General features: G+C 42.4%; 30 protein-coding genes and 1 pseudogene. 2 read left to right on the plus strand and 29 right to left on the minus strand.

What is annotated here, in order from left to right; all coding sequences use genetic code 11:
* From ABWV76_RS21380 to ABWV76_RS21490, 23 genes and pseudogenes are all read right to left on the minus strand, one after another.
* The coding region (locus tag ABWV76_RS21380; protein WP_353377240.1) for a transposase at positions 1-147 on the minus strand (147 nt) is incomplete at its 3' end.
* Positions 148-749: 602 nt separating this feature from the next.
* The gene (gene ybiA, locus ABWV76_RS21385; protein WP_353377205.1) at positions 750-1307 is read right to left on the minus strand and encodes a riboflavin biosynthesis intermediates N-glycosidase; all 558 of its coding nucleotides are present in this window, start codon (positions 1305-1307) and stop codon (positions 750-752) included.
* Positions 1308-1421: 114 nt separating this feature from the next.
* Entirely contained in the window at positions 1422-1808 is a 387-nt protein-coding gene (locus tag ABWV76_RS21390) for a DUF2057 domain-containing protein (RefSeq protein WP_020412076.1), read from the minus strand.
* Positions 1809-2008: 200 nt separating this feature from the next.
* On the minus strand, positions 2009-2341 hold the full coding sequence (locus ABWV76_RS21395) for a hypothetical protein (RefSeq protein WP_353377206.1): 333 nt from the start codon (positions 2339-2341) through the stop codon (positions 2009-2011).
* A 25-nt stretch (positions 2342-2366) separates the two neighbouring features.
* A complete protein-coding gene (locus ABWV76_RS21400; RefSeq protein WP_353377207.1) occupies positions 2367-2837 on the minus strand; it encodes a hypothetical protein in 471 nt (156 codons plus the stop codon).
* Between the two features lie 54 nt (positions 2838-2891).
* On the minus strand, positions 2892-3161 hold the full coding sequence (locus tag ABWV76_RS21405; RefSeq protein WP_353377208.1) for a hypothetical protein: 270 nt from the start codon (positions 3159-3161) through the stop codon (positions 2892-2894).
* 323 nt (positions 3162-3484) lie between these two features.
* The gene (locus ABWV76_RS21410) at positions 3485-3868 is read right to left on the minus strand and encodes a hypothetical protein (RefSeq protein ID WP_353377209.1); all 384 of its coding nucleotides are present in this window, start codon (positions 3866-3868) and stop codon (positions 3485-3487) included.
* A gap of 15 nt (positions 3869-3883) precedes the next feature.
* Positions 3884-6388 (minus strand): hypothetical protein, encoded by a 2505-nt coding sequence (locus ABWV76_RS21415; protein ID WP_353377210.1) that lies wholly within the window; start codon positions 6386-6388, stop codon positions 3884-3886.
* 232 nt (positions 6389-6620) lie between these two features.
* On the minus strand, positions 6621-6947 hold the full coding sequence (locus ABWV76_RS21420; RefSeq protein ID WP_026304861.1) for a hypothetical protein: 327 nt from the start codon (positions 6945-6947) through the stop codon (positions 6621-6623).
* Positions 6948-7008: 61 nt separating this feature from the next.
* A complete protein-coding gene (locus ABWV76_RS21425) occupies positions 7009-7392 on the minus strand; it encodes a hypothetical protein (protein ID WP_353377211.1) in 384 nt (127 codons plus the stop codon).
* Positions 7393-7633: 241 nt separating this feature from the next.
* On the minus strand, positions 7634-7786 hold the full coding sequence (locus ABWV76_RS21430) for a phage tail protein (RefSeq protein WP_282951526.1): 153 nt from the start codon (positions 7784-7786) through the stop codon (positions 7634-7636).
* 26 nt (positions 7787-7812) lie between these two features.
* The gene (locus ABWV76_RS21435) at positions 7813-8052 is read right to left on the minus strand and encodes a hypothetical protein (protein WP_353377212.1); all 240 of its coding nucleotides are present in this window, start codon (positions 8050-8052) and stop codon (positions 7813-7815) included.
* Positions 8053-8432: 380 nt separating this feature from the next.
* The gene (locus tag ABWV76_RS21440) at positions 8433-9593 is read right to left on the minus strand and encodes a glycosyl hydrolase family 28-related protein (RefSeq protein ID WP_353377213.1); all 1161 of its coding nucleotides are present in this window, start codon (positions 9591-9593) and stop codon (positions 8433-8435) included.
* Positions 9594-9774: 181 nt separating this feature from the next.
* Complete coding sequence (locus ABWV76_RS21445) at positions 9775-10017, minus strand: hypothetical protein (protein ID WP_353377214.1); 243 nt, start codon at positions 10015-10017, stop codon at positions 9775-9777.
* Positions 10018-10202: 185 nt separating this feature from the next.
* Positions 10203-11093, minus strand: coding sequence for a hypothetical protein (locus tag ABWV76_RS21450; protein ID WP_353377215.1), 891 nt, complete (start codon positions 11091-11093; stop codon positions 10203-10205).
* Positions 11086-11670, minus strand: a complete 585-nt coding sequence (locus ABWV76_RS21455) for a hypothetical protein (protein ID WP_353377216.1) — start codon at positions 11668-11670, stop codon at positions 11086-11088. Before ABWV76_RS21455 ends, ABWV76_RS21450 begins: the two co-directional genes overlap by 8 nt.
* A 228-nt stretch (positions 11671-11898) precedes the next feature.
* On the minus strand, positions 11899-12225 hold the full coding sequence (locus ABWV76_RS21460) for a DUF5992 family protein (protein ID WP_353377217.1): 327 nt from the start codon (positions 12223-12225) through the stop codon (positions 11899-11901).
* Positions 12226-12325: 100 nt separating this feature from the next.
* Positions 12326-12583: a hypothetical protein gene (locus ABWV76_RS21465; protein ID WP_353377218.1), complete on the minus strand. Its 258-nt coding sequence runs from the start codon at positions 12581-12583 to the stop codon at positions 12326-12328.
* 145 nt (positions 12584-12728) lie between these two features.
* Positions 12729-13055, minus strand: a pseudogene (locus ABWV76_RS21470) (capsid cement protein); the annotation flags it as partial.
* A 262-nt stretch (positions 13056-13317) separates the two neighbouring features.
* Positions 13318-13695: a hypothetical protein gene (locus ABWV76_RS21475; RefSeq protein ID WP_353377220.1), complete on the minus strand. Its 378-nt coding sequence runs from the start codon at positions 13693-13695 to the stop codon at positions 13318-13320.
* A 53-nt stretch (positions 13696-13748) separates the two neighbouring features.
* The gene (locus ABWV76_RS21480) at positions 13749-13898 is read right to left on the minus strand and encodes a hypothetical protein (RefSeq protein WP_353377221.1); all 150 of its coding nucleotides are present in this window, start codon (positions 13896-13898) and stop codon (positions 13749-13751) included.
* Entirely contained in the window at positions 13895-14242 is a 348-nt protein-coding gene (locus ABWV76_RS21485; RefSeq protein WP_353377222.1) for a 3TM-type holin, read from the minus strand. The genes ABWV76_RS21480 and ABWV76_RS21485 overlap by 4 nt, the downstream gene beginning before the upstream one ends.
* Before the next feature lie 116 nt (positions 14243-14358).
* The gene (locus tag ABWV76_RS21490; RefSeq protein ID WP_353377223.1) at positions 14359-14655 is read right to left on the minus strand and encodes a DUF5675 family protein; all 297 of its coding nucleotides are present in this window, start codon (positions 14653-14655) and stop codon (positions 14359-14361) included.
* Between the two features lie 90 nt (positions 14656-14745).
* Here ABWV76_RS21490 and ABWV76_RS21495 point away from each other — a divergent pair, with 90 nt between their 5' ends.
* Both ABWV76_RS21495 and ABWV76_RS21500 read left to right on the plus strand, forming a co-directional pair.
* Positions 14746-15066 (plus strand): hypothetical protein, encoded by a 321-nt coding sequence (locus tag ABWV76_RS21495; RefSeq protein WP_020411164.1) that lies wholly within the window; start codon positions 14746-14748, stop codon positions 15064-15066.
* A 167-nt stretch (positions 15067-15233) separates the two neighbouring features.
* The gene (locus tag ABWV76_RS21500; RefSeq protein ID WP_353377224.1) at positions 15234-15578 is read left to right on the plus strand and encodes a hypothetical protein; all 345 of its coding nucleotides are present in this window, start codon (positions 15234-15236) and stop codon (positions 15576-15578) included.
* Between the two features lie 320 nt (positions 15579-15898).
* Here ABWV76_RS21500 and ABWV76_RS21505 read toward each other — a convergent pair whose 3' ends face one another.
* The 6 genes from ABWV76_RS21505 to ABWV76_RS21530 all read right to left on the minus strand — a co-directional run bounded on the left by ABWV76_RS21505 (position 15899) and on the right by ABWV76_RS21530 (position 22023).
* Complete coding sequence (locus ABWV76_RS21505) at positions 15899-16087, minus strand: D-Ala-D-Ala carboxypeptidase family metallohydrolase (RefSeq protein WP_353377225.1); 189 nt, start codon at positions 16085-16087, stop codon at positions 15899-15901.
* Between the two features lie 215 nt (positions 16088-16302).
* Positions 16303-18165, minus strand: a complete 1863-nt coding sequence (locus ABWV76_RS21510) for an FG-GAP repeat domain-containing protein (protein ID WP_353377226.1) — start codon at positions 18163-18165, stop codon at positions 16303-16305.
* A gap of 612 nt (positions 18166-18777) precedes the next feature.
* Entirely contained in the window at positions 18778-18939 is a 162-nt protein-coding gene (locus ABWV76_RS21515; RefSeq protein ID WP_353377227.1) for a hypothetical protein, read from the minus strand.
* A complete protein-coding gene (locus tag ABWV76_RS21520; RefSeq protein WP_353377228.1) occupies positions 18939-19316 on the minus strand; it encodes a D-Ala-D-Ala carboxypeptidase family metallohydrolase in 378 nt (125 codons plus the stop codon). The genes ABWV76_RS21515 and ABWV76_RS21520 overlap by 1 nt, the downstream gene beginning before the upstream one ends.
* Positions 19317-19573: 257 nt before the next feature.
* Positions 19574-21157 (minus strand): hypothetical protein, encoded by a 1584-nt coding sequence (locus ABWV76_RS21525; protein WP_353377229.1) that lies wholly within the window; start codon positions 21155-21157, stop codon positions 19574-19576.
* A gap of 527 nt (positions 21158-21684) precedes the next feature.
* Entirely contained in the window at positions 21685-22023 is a 339-nt protein-coding gene (locus tag ABWV76_RS21530) for a hypothetical protein (RefSeq protein ID WP_353377230.1), read from the minus strand.
* Positions 22024-22221 lie beyond the last annotated feature (198 nt).

The following is a 22221-nucleotide window of genomic DNA, read 5'->3' on the forward strand; positions in this document are numbered from 1 at the left end:
AAATTGACGACGCCAGTTGTAGATCTGCTGTGCGCTGACGCCTAGCTCTCGAGCCACAGAAGCCGTTGTTGCTCCAGGCTTTTCTGCTCTCTTAACTGCTTCTCTACGGAACTCCTCCGTATACGCCTGAGTTCTTTTCTTACCCATGATACACCTCCGTGTTAGGCCTAAACCTAACTATACAGGGTGTCTACCAAACGTGGGCAAGTCTTTGGGTTAACGCCTCAATAACGGGCAGACAAACCGAAGGTTTGGCTGTCCAGCCGAAGGCGACCGTTGATTGATTTGTTAAGTGTAGCTATATCAAACAACCATCAACTACAAAAAATTTAAAAAATATAGGACAAACTATACCGTAAGATAATAGCCGTTATTAACTATGACAAAATAACAAAGCTGTAAAATTAAGATTATTATTCCAGATTTTATAAACCTATTTTTAGATTTACTTCCTAGATTTTTTTTACAAAAACCGAACAATAAAAAAAATATACCTATAGGTATTGCAATAAATACACCCAACATTTGAGGTACTACTATATACATACCCGTAAAAGCCTCAAAATGAGGGCTGTAGAAAGTATATACCCCTATTATGTATAGTAATAGAAACACTATGAATATGTATAATATATGAAATGGATTAAATTGTTTCATATGACACCTAACGCCGTGATATGCGGCGGACCGCGCGCAGTGTGGTCCGTCCGGTGAAGCCCCAAAGGGGCGGAACTAACATCATCACCTTGTTATGTGCCATTTTCTCTAAGCTGATTACGAACAACCATCAATGCAAAACCAAGAAGGTTTAATCCTCTCCATTCATTAGGGTTCTGACATCTACCATCATCTTCTGCCAAACCTATTCCCCAAATTCTATCTACCGGGCTCGCTTCGACAAGAATTCTATCATCAGTATTCAGAAGAAATTCTTTGAGCTTTTCATCACTCTTAAACTTGGCGAAATTCGCACGAACAACAATATCAAAGCGTTCTTTGTCCCATATATCCTGATCGAATCCAGCTACTTTACGACCTACTGCTTTTGCTGCTCCTGGTTCTTTGACTTCAAGAAGTTCTGCAGCTGCAGAATTATCCCCAAACAACCGTGCTTTTTCATACATCATGAAATGCTCTGCCGTAAGAAACTCATTGCCTTCTGAGCTGAATGGAGAATCGTACCACTGACTGAAACAAGACTTCGATACGCCGTTTTTGGGTTTCCTATGTCCCCAAAAGAAAACGTATTTAACCTTATTTCCATCATGAATGTAGTTGATAAGCTCTTCTGTATTCTCGATATTCACGTCTTATCCGATCTGTTGCTTTTTGGCGCATAACGCCCGCAACAGGGGCGGCTGGAGCGCAGCGTAGGCCGTTCCGCGAAGGGCCAAAGGCCCGTAGCAACCTGATTGTAATTGTTATGTACGTTGCTCAATATCAACTTCACATTCTGCGCCCTTACCGAGCTTACCCGCAAAAACGTACACTATGCCTTTCTTGAAAGTTTGGATGAACTCGTGCTCCGCTTTTTGATGAAGTCCTCCCCTTCGTAGATAGCAAGAAACCACTACCTTATGTTCTCCAGGATCAATGGAAATATTTTTTGTACTATTGAAGAAATCCGATACCTTCTCACCATCAATTGCTTCAATCCGTGTATTGGCTTGGGTTTCTAGTGGAATAAATGACTTTCCCCAAGCATCATTTTGGGCAACCAAGACCGCTTTATTTAAATTCGGTTGATACATCTCTGGAGTCGTAGCACATGCCGCTAGAAATACTGTTAACAATATTACTCTTCTCATTACTAGGGCCTCACCAACTTATCGATTACACATAACGCCTTGCGCACAGGCAGGCAAACCGCAGGTTTGACTGTCCAGCCGCGTAGCGGCGATTGTGCCGCAACTTGTTGAGTGCTTTTACCACCACTTGGGGTACTCACTAAATACGCTTGATAGCGCCTGTTTGACACCAAAACCTAATAACAATTTGGTGTTAAAATTTACTCACCAGATGACATGCGCTCATCAATTGGATTGATTTCTAGCTCTGTAGAATCAGAAGCCTCACGTACCACAAAGATAATGTAACCACTCATATCTCGAAGCTCTGCAACAGAAGCTTGCTTTAAGTCTCTCTCAAAACGGTCGATTTCATCCGTCTCAATCCAAACGTACGGATACTTGAATTCAATGCTCTGAGCTAGTGAGTCGTCATCAGGCTTAGTTCGAAGCGAAATCACAATAGAAAATGCAATAGAACTAGTTCTTTCCTCAATTTCTAGAGGCTCTAACGACAGCCTGAATCCTTGATTTTTATATTCGATAGCACTCATATCTTCTATGCACTTAACGCCGTGGTTAGGGGCGCGCGCTTTTTGCGCGTCCCAGCCGAAGGCGGCTACACCACCTTGTTAAGGTTTTATAAGGCCAATACTGTTTGCATGATAAAAAGCTAAGAAATATTGACCAGAATAAAACCGCAAATATTAGGATGCTACCGAAGACACCAGAAGCACCACCTTTGGGAAAGATTAAATGCATAGGCAAATAATCTATTAAGCCAACACCTAACAAACCTGGAGCCACAATTATGTAGCCAGGAATAGCCAAAATACCACCTAGAATCTTTGCTTCATACACCGACGACAAAACTGATCCGGCCAGTATTAGGAGATAGCCAGTTACTCCGAGAACTATCGCTGAACTAACACCAATTAAAATACGTAACGCCATTTCTTTTTGGAACCTTAACGCCGCCGGCAGGGGCAGCTTGCCTTGTGCGCTTTTTGCGCGAAAATGGGAGCGCAGCGACCAGCGCAAAAAGTGCACAAGGTAAGCTGTCCCGCGGAGGGCCGAAGGCCCGAAGCAAATTGCCCGGCCTTGTTATGCATTGCGAACCAGGCTAACAGCCATTGGAGCAAGAATTAACAACACTGCACCCACAAGATGAACTCTCGCAGAAATATAGCTATCCGGGTTATCGGTTCTATCAAGCAACGCCAAAATCTGCAGCACACTGGCCTTCCAATCTTTGACTGATAGCTGGATCTTCCTTTCCATTGCAATCATCATGAAATTCCCAGCCAAGTACATATAAGCAACTAACCAGGCCAAGATAAGTAGTAGGTCTATTGTTTCAATACTGATAACCACTTGAGCTCCTAGCTTGCATAACAGTTTATTAATGAGCCAGTGGCTCACTATCCATTTAGCCACTATTTCTGGGAGGGAGCCTCCAAGCTCCGCAGAAAAGCCTTTATTTACAGCAGGTTACAAACTATTGTCTAAATAACAACCAGAGATAGTGAGCCATTGGCTCAAGTCGTCTGGTTCAACTTCCCGCTCTTGAACACATTTTACCCATAATTAAATCAATAAGTTAGGGGGGACTTTCTGTAGATGTAAGCCATGGCTCTTTAATTCGGGCTTTCGCACCAGCGGCACGCCCTCTCCACTACTGAAAACCACGGCTAGTATCATCCACTCGGTATCGCCATAGCCGCAATAGAACTATGCACAGCCAGGCGATTGGCCACCTCAACAATACAACTCGCTACTAAATCAGCAGCATGATCGGCGACGTTTACCGGCTGGCCTGCATCGGTCTGCAGAGTCTCGGTGGTTACATAAACGCTGGACATTAGATCGCCGGCACCATCAGTTTGTACTGTGTTTTGGTTGTCGATTACGGCAATAGAGCATTTAAGTACCGCAACAGCCTGAGCATCGCTATTAGTGGGCTCTGTGGTCTGGGTTACCGTTGCGCGCACAATGCTGCCGGCACTGTGGCCGTCGTCGATGCTGTAGGCGAACTGCCAGGCCTCCAGGCCTGGCACTGTTACGGGGGAAAAACTGGGCATTATCTATTCCTTTGCTTAATCAGATTTATGTACGCCGTTATGGGTGATGATCCGGTGCTGGGGATCAACGCCAGCAGCGTAGCTCTTGCCACCTACAGAGACCTTGTACACAGTACGCAGGCCGGCGCATTCGACCCGCTCGACACGCTCCCAGGTGAGCGGTTCTTCTTCATGCAGTACACCCAGCTCAACGCCCTCGCAGTACTGCACCTCATACACTTGGCCTGCACGATCGGTAACGGGGGTTTCGCGGCTACAAATTACTTGGGCACCGCTTGTTGTGGTGAGCAATACGCAGGGTATTTCCGGCTCTGCATCTACCGCGCCAATAATGGAGCTTCGGTGGGTTTCCTCGTCCCCGGTATCCCAGCAGTCGATCAAGTCGCCGCTTTCGCAGTTTTCCGCAAGTAAACCCTCGCGCAGCCAACTGCCTACGGCAACGCACCAGGGATCTCTAGGGACTGTGGTTCCACCTCCATTGCTCGGGGTTGTAATGGTGCCTATACCTCGGCGCCAGGTGCTGGCGGCCAGCTGGTAAATGTTTGTGGTCGCGTAATAGGTAACCGCACCGCCCTGAGTGCCTGGATCATCACAGTACACATAATATTTTGTGTTGAAAGACAACCCGGTAATACTGCCGCTGTTGTAATTAACAGTGCCGAAACCAAACTGCACTGAGTGCGCGGCAATTGTGATTTTTGCGGTACTGCCATCATCTGAGGCGGATAGCGCGGAACTGGTTGGCAGACTAGCGATACCAGATTGAATCATCGGCAGATTGCGCTGGTCCTGCACTTCCACCACATCGATTTTTACATAATCAATTAAGGTAACGCCCGTTTTAGTTGGATAATTACAATAAAAAATCGGGGTAATAAAACGTACTTTGTTCTGCAGCTTGGCCGGGTTGCCAATATGGTTTGCCCCTCTGGCGCCACTGTAGTCAGCATTGCCACTAGTATTGCCTTTTACATAGGCCACCAGCGTCTGCCAGTACTGCCCTACTAGATTTAAACCTGCACCCAAAATGTAGTGCTGACTGCTTACATTTTCGACGCCGGTGGTGTTACAGAGCTTGCCCGCACCATCATACCCGGCCACGCCGGCATACATGGTGCGATCAGCATCACCATTGCTATACACATAAACCCTGGCCTCAAGCCGGTACAACTTACTGGGGTCAAAAGGAATTTTCTCCTGATGCAACATTGTCACAGAATCAACAAGGCGAGCCGCGCTACCACCAATCTTTACTTGGCTGCTGTCTGTGTATAAAGCTTGAGTGCCAGCAGCATAATTTTCCCAATACTGCGGATAATTACTATCAGAAAAGTCCTCTAAAAAGGTATTCCGCATTGATCGAATCTGAGCGCGTTCCTGTGCAGTAGCGCCAACGGTGGCACCGTCCTCGGGTTTATTGGTCCCGTAGATTTCTTCCCAGTCTGCGCGAGCACCGGCAATCTGATCGATCTTAATCAACACCTTTTGCCGTGCGCTGTATACCGCCTGCCATTTGGCTTTCCAGGTGATGCGATCGATGCTGGTAACTGTTGAGGTATTGCCCAGACCTGCGCCGCTGAGATAACTGGAGAGTGCTGTTATCGCGCCGCTGTAGTTGGTTTTCTCAGTGGTGATCCCGTAGCTATTGGCCTGCCCTTCTATATCGCCCTGCTCTGCCAGGATCTGGTTGTATTCACGTACTGCGGTTAATTTCTCTGTTGGGTGGAGTTTGCCATCTGCGGCAATATTGCTGAGGTCCAGCAGTGCGGCGGCGGCATCGGTCTGCGCTTCTGCAGCTGCATTGGCGGCGGCCTCGGCTTTGGCATCTGCTGCAGACACGCCTAGTAATGCCTCGGGGTCACCACTACCGCCGAGGGTAACCACAATACCCCCGTAACTTCCCCCATCTGCGGCGTTGGACCAGATAGAGATTTCATTGGCACCAGCCTGCAGAGTGACCGGGAAGGAATACCACTGGGTGCCCTCATTCGGCCCACTCATTACCCCAACTTGTACACCATTCAAACCAACGCGCGGGCCACCCTCGGCATCATAGGCCAACACATGGATAAAGCCTCGGCCGGCTATGGCATTAAAAGAATACTTGGTGCCGCCGGCATAGTTGGTATTGGTGGGCCAGATTAGTCCGGTAGGCCGTCCTTCCCACTGAAACTGCAGTGTGGCCCCGACCATCCCCGCGTCGCGTGCTTGTTGGGCGATGGCGTTAAGCAGAACCTGGCGCGCACTGTAGGCCGCCTCCCAGTTGGCATTCCAAATAGTGCGGCTGATAGAAGTGCTGGCTGCGGTATCGTTCCAGGTTGGAGACAGTCCTCCCAGGTAACTGGCAAGTGCCGCTAAATTGCCGGAGTAGTTTCCTTTTTCGATAACCAAACCGGCACCGTCAGCCTGCGCTTCAATACCCGCTTGCTCTGCCTGAAGTTGGGCATACTCACAAATCACAATGAGCTTTTCGTTTTGATGTAAAACACCATCAGCAGCGATGTTATCCAGGTCTGCCAACGCGGCATCAGCATCCGCCTGAGCGGCTTCGGCCTTGTCGATTGCCTGCTGTACTTCAGGGTCGAGTGCCGGGTCTTCATAGTTGGGATAAGGCAGGACAGTAATGTAATAATTATCTTTTAAAAAAATAATTTTAAATTCATATCCACAATGCCCCGCGCATCAATCTAAGCAAATAATGCTTCCAAAGGGCTAGCCAGCATAAGCAGCATGACTAACTAGGCTGCCGAGTCTAGTAATTAACAAGAACAACCCTGTCTATTTCAGGAGCACAGCCAGAGATTTGTTTGATAATGAGCTTGACCCTCTTCCCGGAGGCAAATGAAGTGAGAAGTGTTGAAGATGTAACCTCATAATTTGGATGAGTTAAAGGTAAATAAAATCTGCGCCCATCATTACATATAGAATAATCCGAAGAGACTTTCGCCAAAACCACATTTACGCCGCCACGATCTGGATAAAACTCTTGAATATTATCAGGTGCAAGCCATTTAGTAGTCTCTGCACTTACAGAAATTGAAATACTAACCAAAAGAAAAAATGTAGAAAAAGTTTTCATATAACCTCAGCTAACCATATACTGCTAGCAATTAAAAAATATATTACATATACCGATATTATTAAGACTCTAACCACACATTAACAATCTCACATTCTGCCGTCCCATGACCTGTGACATCTGGCAAATCAGTTTTCGTATTGTAATAAAAACCAACCTTCAGTGATGCGGCTTTAGCAGTGAGAAGTAACGATAACAATGAGCTATCATCACTTGAAAAGCGTATTCTCGCAGAATTACTACCCATGAAACATTCATCATTTTCAAGCTTGTTTTTAAACTGGACAAAACTAGCTTTATTCATTTTATTACTACTGACCAGAACCCAATCTACACTGTTGTGACGCGAAATCCCTGCCAGCGCTACAGTCGGCATAAGGAATATAGTAAGCAATAAAAATTTTATACCCTTTGAGAACCCTTCTTGATTAACATTTAATTTCACGTTTATCATAGCCTCTAACTGTCCATCTATTTTTTTGGCGCAATGCTACCACAGCCAGAATTACAGGACTAAAAATAATTCAGTCATTAGATCCAAACACTTCATCCTGGAGCACCAAAGCGTATCGGATTATCATACAAGCCTGCTTAAACAGCAATCACGCTTCCTCTGTTTAGTCCGAAAGGAAGCGGTCACTAACACGTCTTCGGTACGGATAGTGTTGAGCACACGGACCTTACCGCTAACACTCATACACAACATCCGGGCGGCATACTCTGCGATTTCCTATGTCGTAATCATCACGCAGAGCCTGTTGGCCGCTATCGTCCTCTTTCCAGATCAAGGTAATAGAGACCTCGCCAGCATCATGTAAGCCGGAAGAGTCGTAGTCCATTTAATCGCTGATGCCATCAATCGGCGTCATCTCAACAGAACCGCGCAACTCTTCACCGGGGTCGATATCCAACATGCCAGCCACTGGCTAATAAGAGCTGCCATCATCGCTGCGGGAAAATTTTGTTTTGTAACATTCTGGGTTTGACTGAGTAGGAATAAGTCACAGGTTTTGCCCAGGGTCGCGTCATCTTGGAGGACACTCACAATATCTGCAGCCGCTTGATCCAGTGCGGCATACATATCGCCATCGCTCTTTACTACCACGGCAATAGTAAGATCCAGCTACCTACTGGTGCGCCATGCATTTCGTATTCAGTGTTTTCGATTATAAAGCCCACCACAATGGATGGCAGTTTTAATGAATCAATTTCTTCTGTGGTGCCAGAGGGTGGGAGTGTGTAGCCGTATAGAGTTTACTGCTTGTTTAAAACCATATTGCGGATGTGTGATGCGTAGGGTAATTGGAATTGCTCCGGGAATTTTGGGCATAAAAAACCCACTATTGCGGGTTTCAGTATTTATGGCAGAAAACAGCTTTCTTATATTATTTTCAGCAACCAGCTGAAATTCAAAAATATTACATATCTAGAATAGATTACTTAAGATTTACAATTTACGCTCATTCATTTCAGTATAGCTTCTAACTACCATAACCAATTAATACTATTAGTACCACCGCCTTGATTCAATCCTTTAGTAGCACAACTATTACAAATGTTATTGATAGCTTTACCATAGCTCGCAGAACTTTTAAACCAAACCCCTGCCCCTTTATTTTTTAGCGAAAAAATATTTCCAGATATAATACCCTTATCCGAATGAACAACAACACCATTAAAACCAAAAGATCCTGAAGTGTTAATAAATGTATTATTAGAAATATTATAATGATCTGAGCCACTAAATAGCTGCACACCAAATACAGACTGACTAGATGTATGGTGCCCATACATCAAATTATCTTTAATACTTACTTGAGCAACTTTATCAAGCCAAACACAACCAATTTTACAATTAAGATGAGAGTTTGATAAATTTAACTGTGGCTCAACAGCGGAGTTCGCAAATTTTAGACCATAATTAACAAATACAAGATTGCTTTCTGAGATATAAAGTCCCTCATGATTCGTCACATCTATCGCAATATTGGTATAGTAAATCTCAGCCTCTTCGATTGTAACCTGGACAGAGTGACCACTCCCCCTCATCCATATCCCCCTACTACTCAATGGGGTATTTGTACTATTCTTTACTTGACCAGAAAAATAATATCCATCTATGTGGACCCCTAGAGCAGTGTCAATTATTAAGCCAGTATTCCAGCCACTATTAGTTGCTCCTGTGTAACCTGACAACTCTACATCACGAACTATAACTTTGGGCCTAGTTCTTGGCTGAATATGATCATTAACAATGCTATTTTTCCCATTATACTGATAAGCACTACCAGAATTTGATGACTTAGTAAATAAAGTAAGCCCTTGAATCACAGCCGCTTTGTGCTTCCCTGAAGGTGGCTCAACATAAATACCATTGGAACCAGACTCCCATACAAGCTTAGAAACTCCAATTCCATCCCCTTTAATAGAAAGGGTATCACCTTTAAAATTCAATCTGGCGGATAGATTAAACTCGCCCGCAGGGACGTAAATAATAGAATCAGAATTCTCAATCGCTCTGTGAAAGGCAGCAGTATCATCAATACCATCATTCGGAATGGCACCATAGTCTATAACATTATTTGAAGCTACCGCTTTGACGCCAAAAAAAATCAAAAATATAGCTAAAAAATACCTAAACTCCATCTCTTATCTCCTTGCATTTATATCGCTCGAGATATTATCAGACCAAAAGTATCGCCGCCATGTGAATCACTTATAAAACTAAAAGAATTTAATAAAACTAATGGCACGAACGTTTCGTTTTAAGCTTAAAACAATTAAGTAGTTAACAAATCCTCTAACTTCGGGAGCCAAAACTTACTGCTCATTTGATAAACCCAGGGTACAATAAAACCATGAAAAAGAGTTTAGATATAAACAGATTCAGCTGTCGATTGTTACCGCCATGAATGTCGTGACCAGATTTTTCGGTAGTAAAGCCCAGCACAATGGCCGATAGCCTTTTTGAATCTATATCTTCTGTGATCCCAAGAAATGGGAATGTATAGCCGGATAGGGTTTGTAGCTTGCTTTGTACGGCATCGCGTATTGTTATGCGTTGGGTCATTAGGGATCGCTCCATGAATTTCGGACATAAAAAAACCCGCTAGTGCGGGTTCAGATATCGATAGCACAGCAGCGCCTTGCGACCGAAATACCTTTTCTGTGATGACTAGACAAATTTAAAGGGAGATCCTATTTTAGAGCCCATTTAGATATAACTATCTTCACAAAAAACCAGCTACATTCACCCTAAAAATATTTTTTTTCATGTCTTATTGCTTCATATGTAAAATTGGGCTTCTCCCAATATTCATAAAGAGGAATTCCACTTCTATCGTAGATCATTTTTTTTAACATTCTATGTCTTATTGAAAGAGCTCCAACATTATGAATCCAAACACCATTTTCAAAAACAGTAAAAACTTTCTTTCTATCACCAGGAGGTCCATATATGCATTCTCCCAATACAAACTTACACGCACCCAACCCACTAACTTTAAATATGTTTGGGCTCTGTTTTTTGTCAAGAAAATGCCTTACACCATTGATATAGGCATACTTTGAATCACTACCTGAGTAATCAAACCTCTCCTGATCTCCAACTCTCCCCGTATATACAAAGCTCCCTCTAGTAAAGCTGGGCTTCTTTTTGACACTACTAACTTTGAAAGTCCACCCTATCTCTTTCTGAATATTTTCAATATCACTAGAATTTTCTGGCGTAAGTATTTTATCTTGATTTTCCAGTAAAATTCTTTCTGCGACAGCCGTATTGGCCGGCACTTCAAAATCAATTGAAATCGGCGCAAACACTTCACAAGATTCTAACTTATCGAAATAATCCATTAGAGCAGGAAGTGCTTGATCCATATATTTCTCCTCGTCTTCCAATCCAAATTCGGGTTTTGGTAATTTACCTGAAGAGTCTTTAGCCCATTCAACACAAGAGCAAAATTCATTCTCACCATGATTTTTGCAGTCATTCGCATAAGAAAAGAGATTCTTTATAGGAAACTTGTTATATGAAGTATCTTTTTTTGCAAGATAAGTATTAACAATTTCTTTTTGATTGTAAGTCGCACACGAAGTTACAAGCAAGCAAGACAGAATCAGTATGATTCCATATTTAAGTTTACTCATATTCAACCTTTAGCGTACCTGTAGGGTGAACAGTTAAAGGTAAACTAAGTTCAATAACTTGTGCAGGTTTACCAAGTGGTAGATAACCGTCAATACTTCCCATTTTCTGACCTTCATATTTAGAGGAAGCAATAATAATAAACTTGTGAGGACCCATTTCCTTAAATTCACCTGCAACCGTCATAGACTGCAAACCTGACCGATGCAACTCAACTTGTTTGCCAGAAGGGCTAACTAAGTATACTTCTGATAGCACTGCCCATTTCCTCAAACCTAAGCAATCACACATGGCGTGAAGCACTAAAGAGAATTCCGTCTCTTTAGCACCCTCAACTTCTACCACTTCAAAATAATCTGTATGTTCACCTCTTTTTAGCCGAGGTGATAGACCTTCGCTAATTTCTATTTGAAGCGAATCCCCTCTACTAAGCTTTAACATGGAAGGAACTTCTGAGGCAGCTGAGTCTAAACTTGTGTAGACTTCTGAAATAGCTAACTGTCTTTTTTCTTTGATTAGCCCACATCCTGATAGAAAGACTGCCAAAGTTACTACTGTTAGTTTCAAAATTTTTTTCATGTAATTCCTACTTTAATAAATTGACAACTTGACGCTCAATATAAAATCTAGAAAGAGAGCTACTCTAAACCAAAACTTCTCCCGCTCCTAATCGCGGAAAGACCAAGCAAGCTATTTAAATGACTTCACCTAATGCAATATTAAGAGTGTAAAATTATGGTAGCTTCTTTAAAACTCAACATTTTCGCTGACTTATATCTTTTAGGGAATATTTAAAAAAAAATTAAACTAACCAATTAGATCGATTGAAACCGCTGACATACAATCAGTATCATCCGTATAACTATAAACATCAACTCGCTTGCCAGAAACTAAAGCTGTCGTTGCTAGCGTAAAAGTTCGTTGAAATACTCCTTCAGTCCCTGCATTAGCAAGCTGAAATTTTACCTTTCCTGAGCACTTATCTGTACCTGATGAATACCATACCCAAAAAGCATCTGCATTCTGTGAAGTTGCTGATACTTTTGTCACTGTAGCACCCGTGGTAATATATCCTGCACCAGCAAATGAATTCATCGAAATAAACATCAATACTAGAACCAAATACTTTTTCATTTATCCCTCTTCGCTAATATAAAATTTTACTGGAAGCTTGCTTTTGGTGACAATTATCCACAGTTGTAACTGCTATCTCGGCAAATTTCCATTCGTTATTTTAAACAATTCTATAAATTTCAGCCACAGTAATCAGATATTCCCTGCTGATCTGCCAGCTTGGACTACCCATCCCCCTGTACCCGCCCACAACCCCATCATCCTCCAACAGCTGACGCACTTTGAATTTCTGCCGATTAAGGTTAATCATAGCTTCGATGCTATGAGCTCCTATCTCACTCACTAGTAAGCTGAACTCAATGCGTTGTACCCGCACCCGCTCTTTAGAAAATCCATCAAGGCCCTTCTCGCAAATCACTCGGCACTCTATAGACTCACCACCGCTACCGTCTGTATATATAGGTAGCGGGCTTACTCAATTTGCGAAACGCGCGCTCTGCGGCTCTTTGGTCCAGGTCCATAAATCACCTAGTCTTTTACCGAGCCTGATACGCCGGTAAACTTCACTGCAACACTGGTAACACCATCCTCTGCGGCGAAGGCAGTGGGACCGGTGATATCGCCGCTTGTAGCTGTAGCTGTAGCTGTAGCTGTAGCTGTAGCTGTAGCTGTAGCTGTAGCTGTAGCTGTAGCTGTAGCATCATCAAAGGCTTTTGCGGAAACATCCCAAGTAAAGGTTTGCCCCTTGCAATCCCTGCCCCGGTTACCTTGGGCACCATGAATACGCCTTCAATGGCGACGATCCCGCTCGCTCCAATCGCAATATTGTCAAGGGCCACTCCCAGTAATGCACCGATGGCCACTACTTGGCCGTAAACGATAGCTGCGCTGGTGTTATTAGTTTAATCCAGCACGCACCCGTCTTGTACAAAATTAGTAGCCATTTCATTTCCCCGCCTGGGTTAGAGCTACTGCAATAAAAAAGGCCGCAATAAGTGGCCCTTTTTGGATTCTTTCAAGCTGAGTTGGATATTAGGTTTTAGGGGGTTTCACTATACCTTTTGCGTCCCAGGCTTTGGTGACGGCGTCAAGGCGCACTTTGAGTTCCACCCCGTCGATATTCCAGCCGTTTTGCTGTTCCAGTACTGGGGCCTACTGTCCGTCCAAGTAGAGCACTTCGATAGTGTCGTGCGCTACCGGGTCAGCATTGACGTACCAGCTATTGTGCCCGCAAAGGCGACCATCGGAGATCATGCTGGCAATATTGCGCACGCTGTCGGGTACAGTGTTGGATTTCTCAGAAACACCTACTTCAAACTCTGACTCCGAGGCAACCTTTGCGGCACTCTCATCGGCAATATCACACAGCAGGAATTTGGGGTGGATATTCAAGATAGCTGTGCGCTCTTCTCCCCGGATACGAAAGGCCACATTATTTAGGGCTACAGAGCTGGCATAAGGGAGTTGACGCTGCAGATCAGCAGAAGCACGATCAAATGCTGAGGTATCCTGGCTAACACTGACTTTCATCAGAGTTTTCCCTACAGCCTTTCCTATATTTTTTATCTATTGTGATTGTAATACTAGTTAACGGCAAGGCTTGCTGCAGCTATCTGTACACCAGCAAAACCTAACCAGTTATCTGCAAGCCACCCGGCAAAAGTGCCTACACTAACAGCAGTGAGATAACTAGTTTTTTCTGTTATTTCTTTTACTGCGCCCTGGAAAGTCATGACTGCTTCCAGGTTTTGATAGCCTTCTCAGCGCTGCGCCCCACGACATAACCACCGAGGCCGATTTTTACTACCCCCTGGAGGGCGAGCGCTTGTTCCTTGCCGAGGTTTGGAGCTGTCCACCCCAGCCAATGAGCCACGATCAATCCTACGAACGTCAGCATTGTTAGCGGTCGCCAGTTTCTCTGTATCCATGAGTCACCTATAGCTTCCGTAGTAATCACCTGGGTAGCCCGCTTGAGCTCCTCCAGGTCCATTGTAATGAGCTTAGCATCCACCTTAGCCTTGAGACGGTTAGCCTCAGCCTTGTCAGGGAATGCCTTATCTATAACCTTACCAATCAACTCTTATATAGCTGTAATCATGGTTATTCCGGAATATAGTGAGTGACACTTAATTCAAATCTTGGTAGCAAAACGCCTCGTAATTCCTTCATAGCTTTGCGCGACTGGGTTACCAATCAGGCACCCGGAGCAAGAGGCATACCAATTCCAATACCTCCTTGAACATCAGAGGCGTAGTTGGCGGCGTGAATCAGGATTGTCGAGCGACCCGGAACTTTCTTTAGTTCCCACACGTTAGAATACTTGGCAGAACTATAGGGCTCACAGAGGTACAGGCCCTCAGGGATACAGCCCTCAAACGGTCGGTTACCCAACCATGGACGCTCTACCGTATAGAAGGTTCGGACATACAAACTCAATCGCCCCAAAGTAGCACTCGACCCATAGGCAAATCTTGTCAAGCTAAAATCCATGAGGTAGAAATTTCCTATTTAGTTTTTTGGTTGAAAGTAGTCAAAAAATAAGTAAGCTACTCCTCCTTTATAATAAGACAGATAAGAAACATGAATCTTAAAAAAACTCTGGGGGCATTACTTTTAGCTTCAGCCGCACCTTTTGTTTCGGCGGACTCAACTAATGTTCGCGGTAAAATTATATTTACTGAAGGACACCATTCACCAAACTGTCGGACAGTACAGCTAGAAAGTAAATCAACTGGAGAGCTCTTGGCATTTAGAATTCAAGATGACGAAGGTTCTGATGATATTCAATCTATAGTTTTAGCAGCCCTTATGGGTAATAGAGAAGTAATGATCACTTATGATCCTGAGATTACATCGGGTTGCGGAACAAACCCTCGTATTCTTTATGTTAGGATTTATTAATTTTGATAAGGCCGCGTACTCACTATAAATAAACTCTTCCATGGAATAACTAATTACTACCCGTATATAGAAGTAAATCAAACCATAAGAACATCAAACTCATCTATAGATCAAATTTATTACTTTTAGATGAGAATATTTTATAAATAAACGTAAAAAATCTTACCATGAAAAAATTAATATTACTGATTGCCATTGCCTTAACTTACTCATCAATCACCAGTGCAGCTGGCATCGCATCTTCATTTGATATTGAGTATGTACGTATCGACGAGTCAGGAAAAGGGCATGTCAAATTCAAGTCTGACCTAAACTATGAACCCGCCGATTGTACTGCCTCCAACTATAAAGATATGCTTGCTTTCGACACGAATGAAAATGGCGGCGCGGCTATATATTCAATGCTTCTGGCAGCTCAAGCTCAAGGCAAAAAAATACATGCTGTTGGGACTAGCTCATGCAAAACATACTCCCAAATCGAAAACTGGGGTTGGAGTTACATTGTTAATTAAAACTTCTATGTAATCAGGGCGTAAAAAACCGGCTCAATAGCCGGTTTAATTATTCAAAGCAGAAAAACTGCATGCTGAGGAGTTTATACTTCCTCAGGAAAAAGGTGTCAACACGCGGCTTTAAGCCACCCTTTGTACTCCTGAACAAACTCAGACACAGGCCCTCAAGCTTTTGCGAGCAAAGGGTCCGAACTCTGCTGCAAGCGATTCCAAATTTTTACCTAATCCCTATCCTAACGCTTTTCGGCACACCCTAAAATTGTTTGAACGAACACTCGTCAGAAATTGAAACAAGGTCATCCAAATAAATCGCTCTTTGATCAGCCCTTTTGTTTCACGTCTATACCGGTGAGACTCTCTTCTAAGGCAATTTTGATTAGCTTTTGCACCCAACCTACGCCCACAGAAACATCAACAGCCTGCCCAGAGGTATGGGTCATGGTCGCATTCAATTTTTCGTTTTGAGCCGGACGCCGATAACTAGAAGTAATCATCACGGGTTTGCCCATAACGCTCCCTAACTCAAATTAATCGCATTAGCATTTAATCTTTAAAATGATTTTTGCACAACAGCGACAAGCTAGCTCCCGGCTTAAGAAATAGTTATTTTCGAACATTAAATCATCACAAATAAAAAAGCCCGCTTAAAGCGGACTTTATAACAACCAGTAGATTTAGATTAGAGTATAAAACCCTCTCATATGAAGGAGGGGCTAAATCACTATCAAAACTTAGTTAACACGTCAGCTTTTCCGTCACCATTAAAATCTTTGATCACTAAATCTTGAATAGAAACAGAAGATGCATTAATTTTCTCCCATCCAGACTTTCCGGAGAAAGACACCAACCAGTCAGAATTGCTTACTATAAAAATATCACTAGTACCATCTCCATCAAAATCAGCAAGCTTCATTCTATCCACAGTTATTTTCGATATCCCCCATTTTATCCATGGATCCTGACCTGATAAACTTACCCACCAGTAAGTACCATCAGCCTTTAATACGTCTGCGATTCCATCACCATTAAAATCACCAATCACTGAATCTGAAAAGTCAGGCATATTTGTATTTAGCGTCTTCCACCCGGAAGTTCCAGACCAAGATACAGACCACGTCGCTTTAGAGTTATGAACAATATCAGTTATACCATCGCCATCAAAATCAGCAAAAGAAAGGCTATCCACTGTTGTAGATGAAGTACCAATTCTATTCCAGGTTCCTTTTCCTGACCACACTACATACCATCCTTCACCACTAGCTCTGAAAACATCAGTTTTCCCATCACCATTAAAGTCACCAAATCGCAACTTATCTTTAGTAACACTCGAAGAAACCAATTTGGTTAAATCACCCTTTGCTTTTGGAGACGTAAACCAATCTGAGCCATTAGCAAGAAGTGCATCAGTCGCTCCATCGCCATCAAAGTCTCCCCAGCCAAAGTTATTAAAATCTTCATCTTCAAATCGACGCCATTCCCAATATTGATCACCAGAGTAAGAAATACTCCAATAACCTGGCACCTTTTCACCATAAACATTAGGCTTTTCTACACCAACTTCATCTTTTCCAACAGTTAAATTCCCTGTTACATAATGCTGTCGAACAGCAAACTCTTTATCATCATGAGAAAAAACGTTATCAAAGACCCATGCCCCCTTAATAGGTATTCCTCTAACTTTAACCGCAGTATAGTTGGGGTTATAAAAAATATTGTGGTGATATAAAAAATAATGACCAGCGTTATGATCATCACGATGATCTTTATCATCACCTCCATGAACATCAAAACTATGGCTATTTGCTCCACCTAAAACTAGGTTGTATGCCGCTTCATACTCTGTCCATTCATCTATACTACCCGCACTAGCAATATCATGACGATTATGGTGAAAAAGATTATGCCTAATAGTCATATCCTGACTAGTGTCAGTAACAACGCCATAACCAAGCCCATAAAAACGACAACCTTCTGTTCTCTCACTTCGCCGATTGTGATGTATATGATTATGGTGTATGTCAATTGCTCTTGAAGAATTAATCTTGATTCCCGAAAAGGGCCAAGCAAAGAACTCGTTGTTGTCAATTTCAACAGAAGAAGATGACATTACTCGTATACCATCAGCATCTCTATTACCACAATCATCTGTTTCGATCCCCGCAAATGGCCCTTTAAATCTAAGACCTGTAATCCTGATGTCGGATCTATCACCTAAATTGAACAACCCCCTCTTACTCATTTCATCTGTAAAAAGAAGTCCTCCAAGAGCTCCATCCTGTCCTCTACCAGAAGCAAGTGTAACTCCGCTAGGAATATCTAAATCCCAGTATCCTGTTAAATCTATTTCTGCGTTATCACTGACATATACAATTTGACCAGCGGAAGCCTGAGCCAAAGCATTCTGAAGCTCTTCTCTTGTAGAAACAATATAGTTCGCCTGGTTTACAGAAACCCAACTTCCATACAATTCTCCCCCACCCTTTCTTTTCAAATCAAACTCACTTGAGTAGAGTAAGGACTGAGAAAAAGCACCCCCTGAGAAAAACACAAGCACTAAAAATAAAGAAAATTTAAACCTGGTGGCCATTTATTTATACCTTTAAAACACAGTCACTTAAAAATTAACACCAATACGCTCACAAAATTCAATATATTTTTAACATCCACCATTCAAGCCAGTTAATTCGATTTCAGTATATTTAACAACTCTCGCTTGGGAAAAATTGGTACACAAATGCAAATTATCAAAACAGACAAACCAATGTTTGTACCAAATTTTACTCCAATATCATCAAGCAGACTTGATCAATATTTATAAAGGATAGGCATATTAGAAATAGACAGTCTATCAACTCACAAATCAACATATAGAATATTTAGACAGAAAAAACCCAGGTGAGGGAGCTGGTTTTTTTGTAAACAGAAAAACTGCATGCTAGGGAATTTATACCTACTCAGGACAAAGCTGTCAGCATGCGGCCTTAAGCTGCCCTCTGTACTCTTACACAACTTCAGAAACAGGTCCTAAAGCTCTTGCGGGTAAAGGGTCCAAACTCCTCTGCAAGCGCTTCCAAATTTTTATCCACTCCCTATCCCAACTCTTTTTGTCACATCGTAAAATTGTCCGCGCATGACCCCAGTCTATTAATCGCCCATTCGCATCACTCAACGTAAACGCATTAATGCAAAATAGTGCCAACTAGCTCAATTTCTCTGAAAGGTACGGCTGTTCCCATTGGTCGAATTCACTCATCAAGTATTGTAGTAGTGCCACCCGCTCTTTGAGTCGGTTAGCTTCCGCCTTATCCGGGAACGCCTTGTCTATGGCTTTTCCGAATAGGTCGGATATAGCTAAAATCATTAATAGCTCCATACCGTAGGGCGCGAATGCTTACCAGAAATTGATCCAAGGTCATCCAAATGAATAGACCGCTCTTTGATTAGCCCTTTCTGCTTCACTCCTATACCGGTGAAACCCTCTCCTAAGGAAATTTTTATAAGCTTATGCGCCCCGCTCACAGCTACAGAAACATCAACAGCCTGGCCGGAGGCATGGGTCATGGTGGCATTTAATCTGGCGTTATGAGCTGGACAGCGGTAACCGGAATTAATAATCATTGGTTTGCCATAACGCTCTCTGGCTCGAATCAAGCGTCTGAGTGTTTCATCTTTAAAATGATTTTTTTCACAGCAATGACAAGCCATTTCTCTGTTTAGGAAGTAGTCATTATTGAACATTGAGTTACCAGAAATGAAAAAGCTCGCATTAAGCGAGCCTTAATAATTTATCTTTTGGTCAGGACTTATCGAGAGAATACTTTTCTACAATAGTCAAACATTGAGAAAGTCAAAAGATCATAACAAGTCATTCACAAAAGCTAGTTACAACAACATACTCCAGCTCCAGGAAGCACCTAATGATAGCAGTTTCGCTCGCAATGGAAGTCTAATACTGTAAAGCAAATCTTAACTAAATCGCGATGGAAAACTTGTTATCACTGGGTAATCGTTCCTACATTACCATTTCCTACCTGAACTACTACAGCAGTTTGACCAACTCCAGCTTGGTTAATTGTATGGCTATTACCAATTCCTAATTGAGTTGTAGAAGCAATACTAAGAACTGCGGATGGCTGGGTAATATCTGCATCATTCATAGAACCTATTTGAGTGATAGATCCACTAGTTTCTAAAGTTGTACTTTGATTAATGTTAGCGTCATTCATAACCCCCACTTGATTGGTCAAGGCGCTACTATCGGCAACAAAAATTTGGAAAGGTCGAGCCTCATTCATTGATCCTACTTGATTCGAACTAATAGAGCCTTCTGTACCTGACTGAGATATACCAATACTATTCATTACGCCTAATTGATTAAGCGAGATTGTATTTTCTGTACCCCCCTGGGAAATTCCGACAACATTCATTACACCTATTTGATTTATAAAATTATGAACTGATGTGATCGTACCCTGGCCAATACCAACTGCATTCATAGAACCTATTTGATTAATTGAAGTACTACTTGCTGCGGCGGTATTTTGGCCGTTTCCTGCAATATTCATGGTACCTAACTGGTTGATAGTGCTACTGCTTGAAGTAACCATATTTTGAAAAACGTTAGCTTCATTCATAGCGCCCAATTGATTGACCAGGGCCCCACTTCCAGTAACCTCATTCTGATCAGTGCCAGCCATATTCATGGAACCAAACTGGTTAACAAACGCAGTACTATCAATAGCTTCAAGTTGGCCTACTTCTCCAATATTCATTTGACCCACTTGATTCATGGAAGCAACACTTCCAGCAACTCCATTCCCTTGGCTGAGAATAGCTTCATTTGTAGAGCCCAACTGATTAATAAAAGCACTACTCGCCATCGCTCCAATTTGGGTAATACTGGCCCAATTCGCAGAACCTACTTGGTTGATTGAAGCACTGCTTTCGCTAACCGCTATTTGGCCAAGGCTAACTCCATTCATATCACCGAATTGATTGATCAAGGCAATACTTGCCATAACTGGACCCGATTGAGCTAGGCTAGCTTGATTCATAGATCCCAGTTGATTGATCAAAGCAATACTTTCAAAGGTAAGAATTTGAGCCAAGAAAGACACATTCATTGAGCCAACTTGGTTAGAACTCGCAAAACTGGTTTCAACATCACGCTGGCCAACAAATGCTTGGTTCGATGATCCTACTTGACCTACCAATGCAGCACTTAGAGAGACATTGCCTTGCTCTGCAAAGCCTTCATTTGATTGCCCCAGCTGCACTATTGAGATGCTACTAAGAGAGGTGTCATTAATCTGGGACGAACTAGAAAAGTTTAGCTCCCCATTCTGTAGATGTGTTGCTTCACTGCTATTGGTACCAGCATTTTGCGCGGCAACTGATTCATTAGAGGTACCAATTTGAGTCTGAACTATTAAGTTATTTTGGGTCGTTAGGCCTGATTGATCTGTATTGGCTAGATTGCCGCCACCAACTTGAATCAATATTGCAGTATTGTCATCTGAAATAACATTTGTACTAATTGTCATCAATGTGATTGCAGCAAATGCAATTAATGCCTTCACAAGTAGCTCCTTTACTTAATTGATACGCTCTGAGTGACCTAGGCAAGTGCTTATCCAAATTCACACTTAACAACCAAGATCATATTTGCTATAGGTTTCAATAATTGCATATTCACTTTTGTTTATTTACATGTATCGCGGAAATCAATGGAGATTCTGACATCTGATTAGTCAATATCATGTCTACAGCTGCATGAGTTTTTAACCGCTTAAGCTTTTAGCAAAAGTTAGATAATTTCCATGAGATGAAATAGCTAAATCTCTAGGAATAAAGTTTGTAAAGTCATCTGTAAATTTTTACGACAAGGACAATATCTTATTTCCCCTTGAAAATAAAAGCGGACAGCTTGTCCAAAATGAAGCCAAGTACAGAGTTCACCGAGAGATGAAAATAAAGCCCCAGAAACGAAAAAACCCGGCTAAAGTAGCCGGATTACTTTTCAACAGAGACAAAGAATTAAAACTGAATACTGATTTTGGCCACTTAAGTTAGCACCGATAAAAATAGTTACTTAACCACTCCACTCTCAATTCATATAGACAGAGGTAATGGAATTATAGGTAGCTCCCCCTAGACTCACACATTCACCAGAAAATATATTTACCTTTCTTCCTGTCACTTTAGCAGACAGAATCATGGAATACATTTCTTTAGCTATATCACTTTCGCTAAAAAACAATATCGGAACATCTGTATTAGTGCATGTCGTACCGCTCATGGTTACGCCGTAAACAAGAAGTCTACTCGTTCCACTACCATTTATAAGTTGAATCTTATTATCAGATATATCCACAAACCCACTACTCACAGCAGCGACTTCAAGAGAAAACAAAAAACCAAATACGATGAATACTAATTTTTTCATCCAAAGCTCAATCAATAATTATTAAGATACTAATTTATCGAAATCATCGACCGATCTAATATTTCTTAAATACAGTCATAGACAGAAAGCCCTCATTCATCCATGACCCATGATCGGGATATAAAAAACCCGGCTGGGAAGGCCGGATTCCTGCAGAGCAGAAGAACTGCATGCTAGGGAATTTATACCCCCTCAGGA

Origin of the sequence: Microbulbifer sp. NBRC 101763, from assembly GCF_040371615.1 — a bacterium.
In the GTDB taxonomy this organism is placed as follows: Bacteria; Pseudomonadota; Gammaproteobacteria; order Pseudomonadales; family Cellvibrionaceae; genus Microbulbifer; species Microbulbifer variabilis.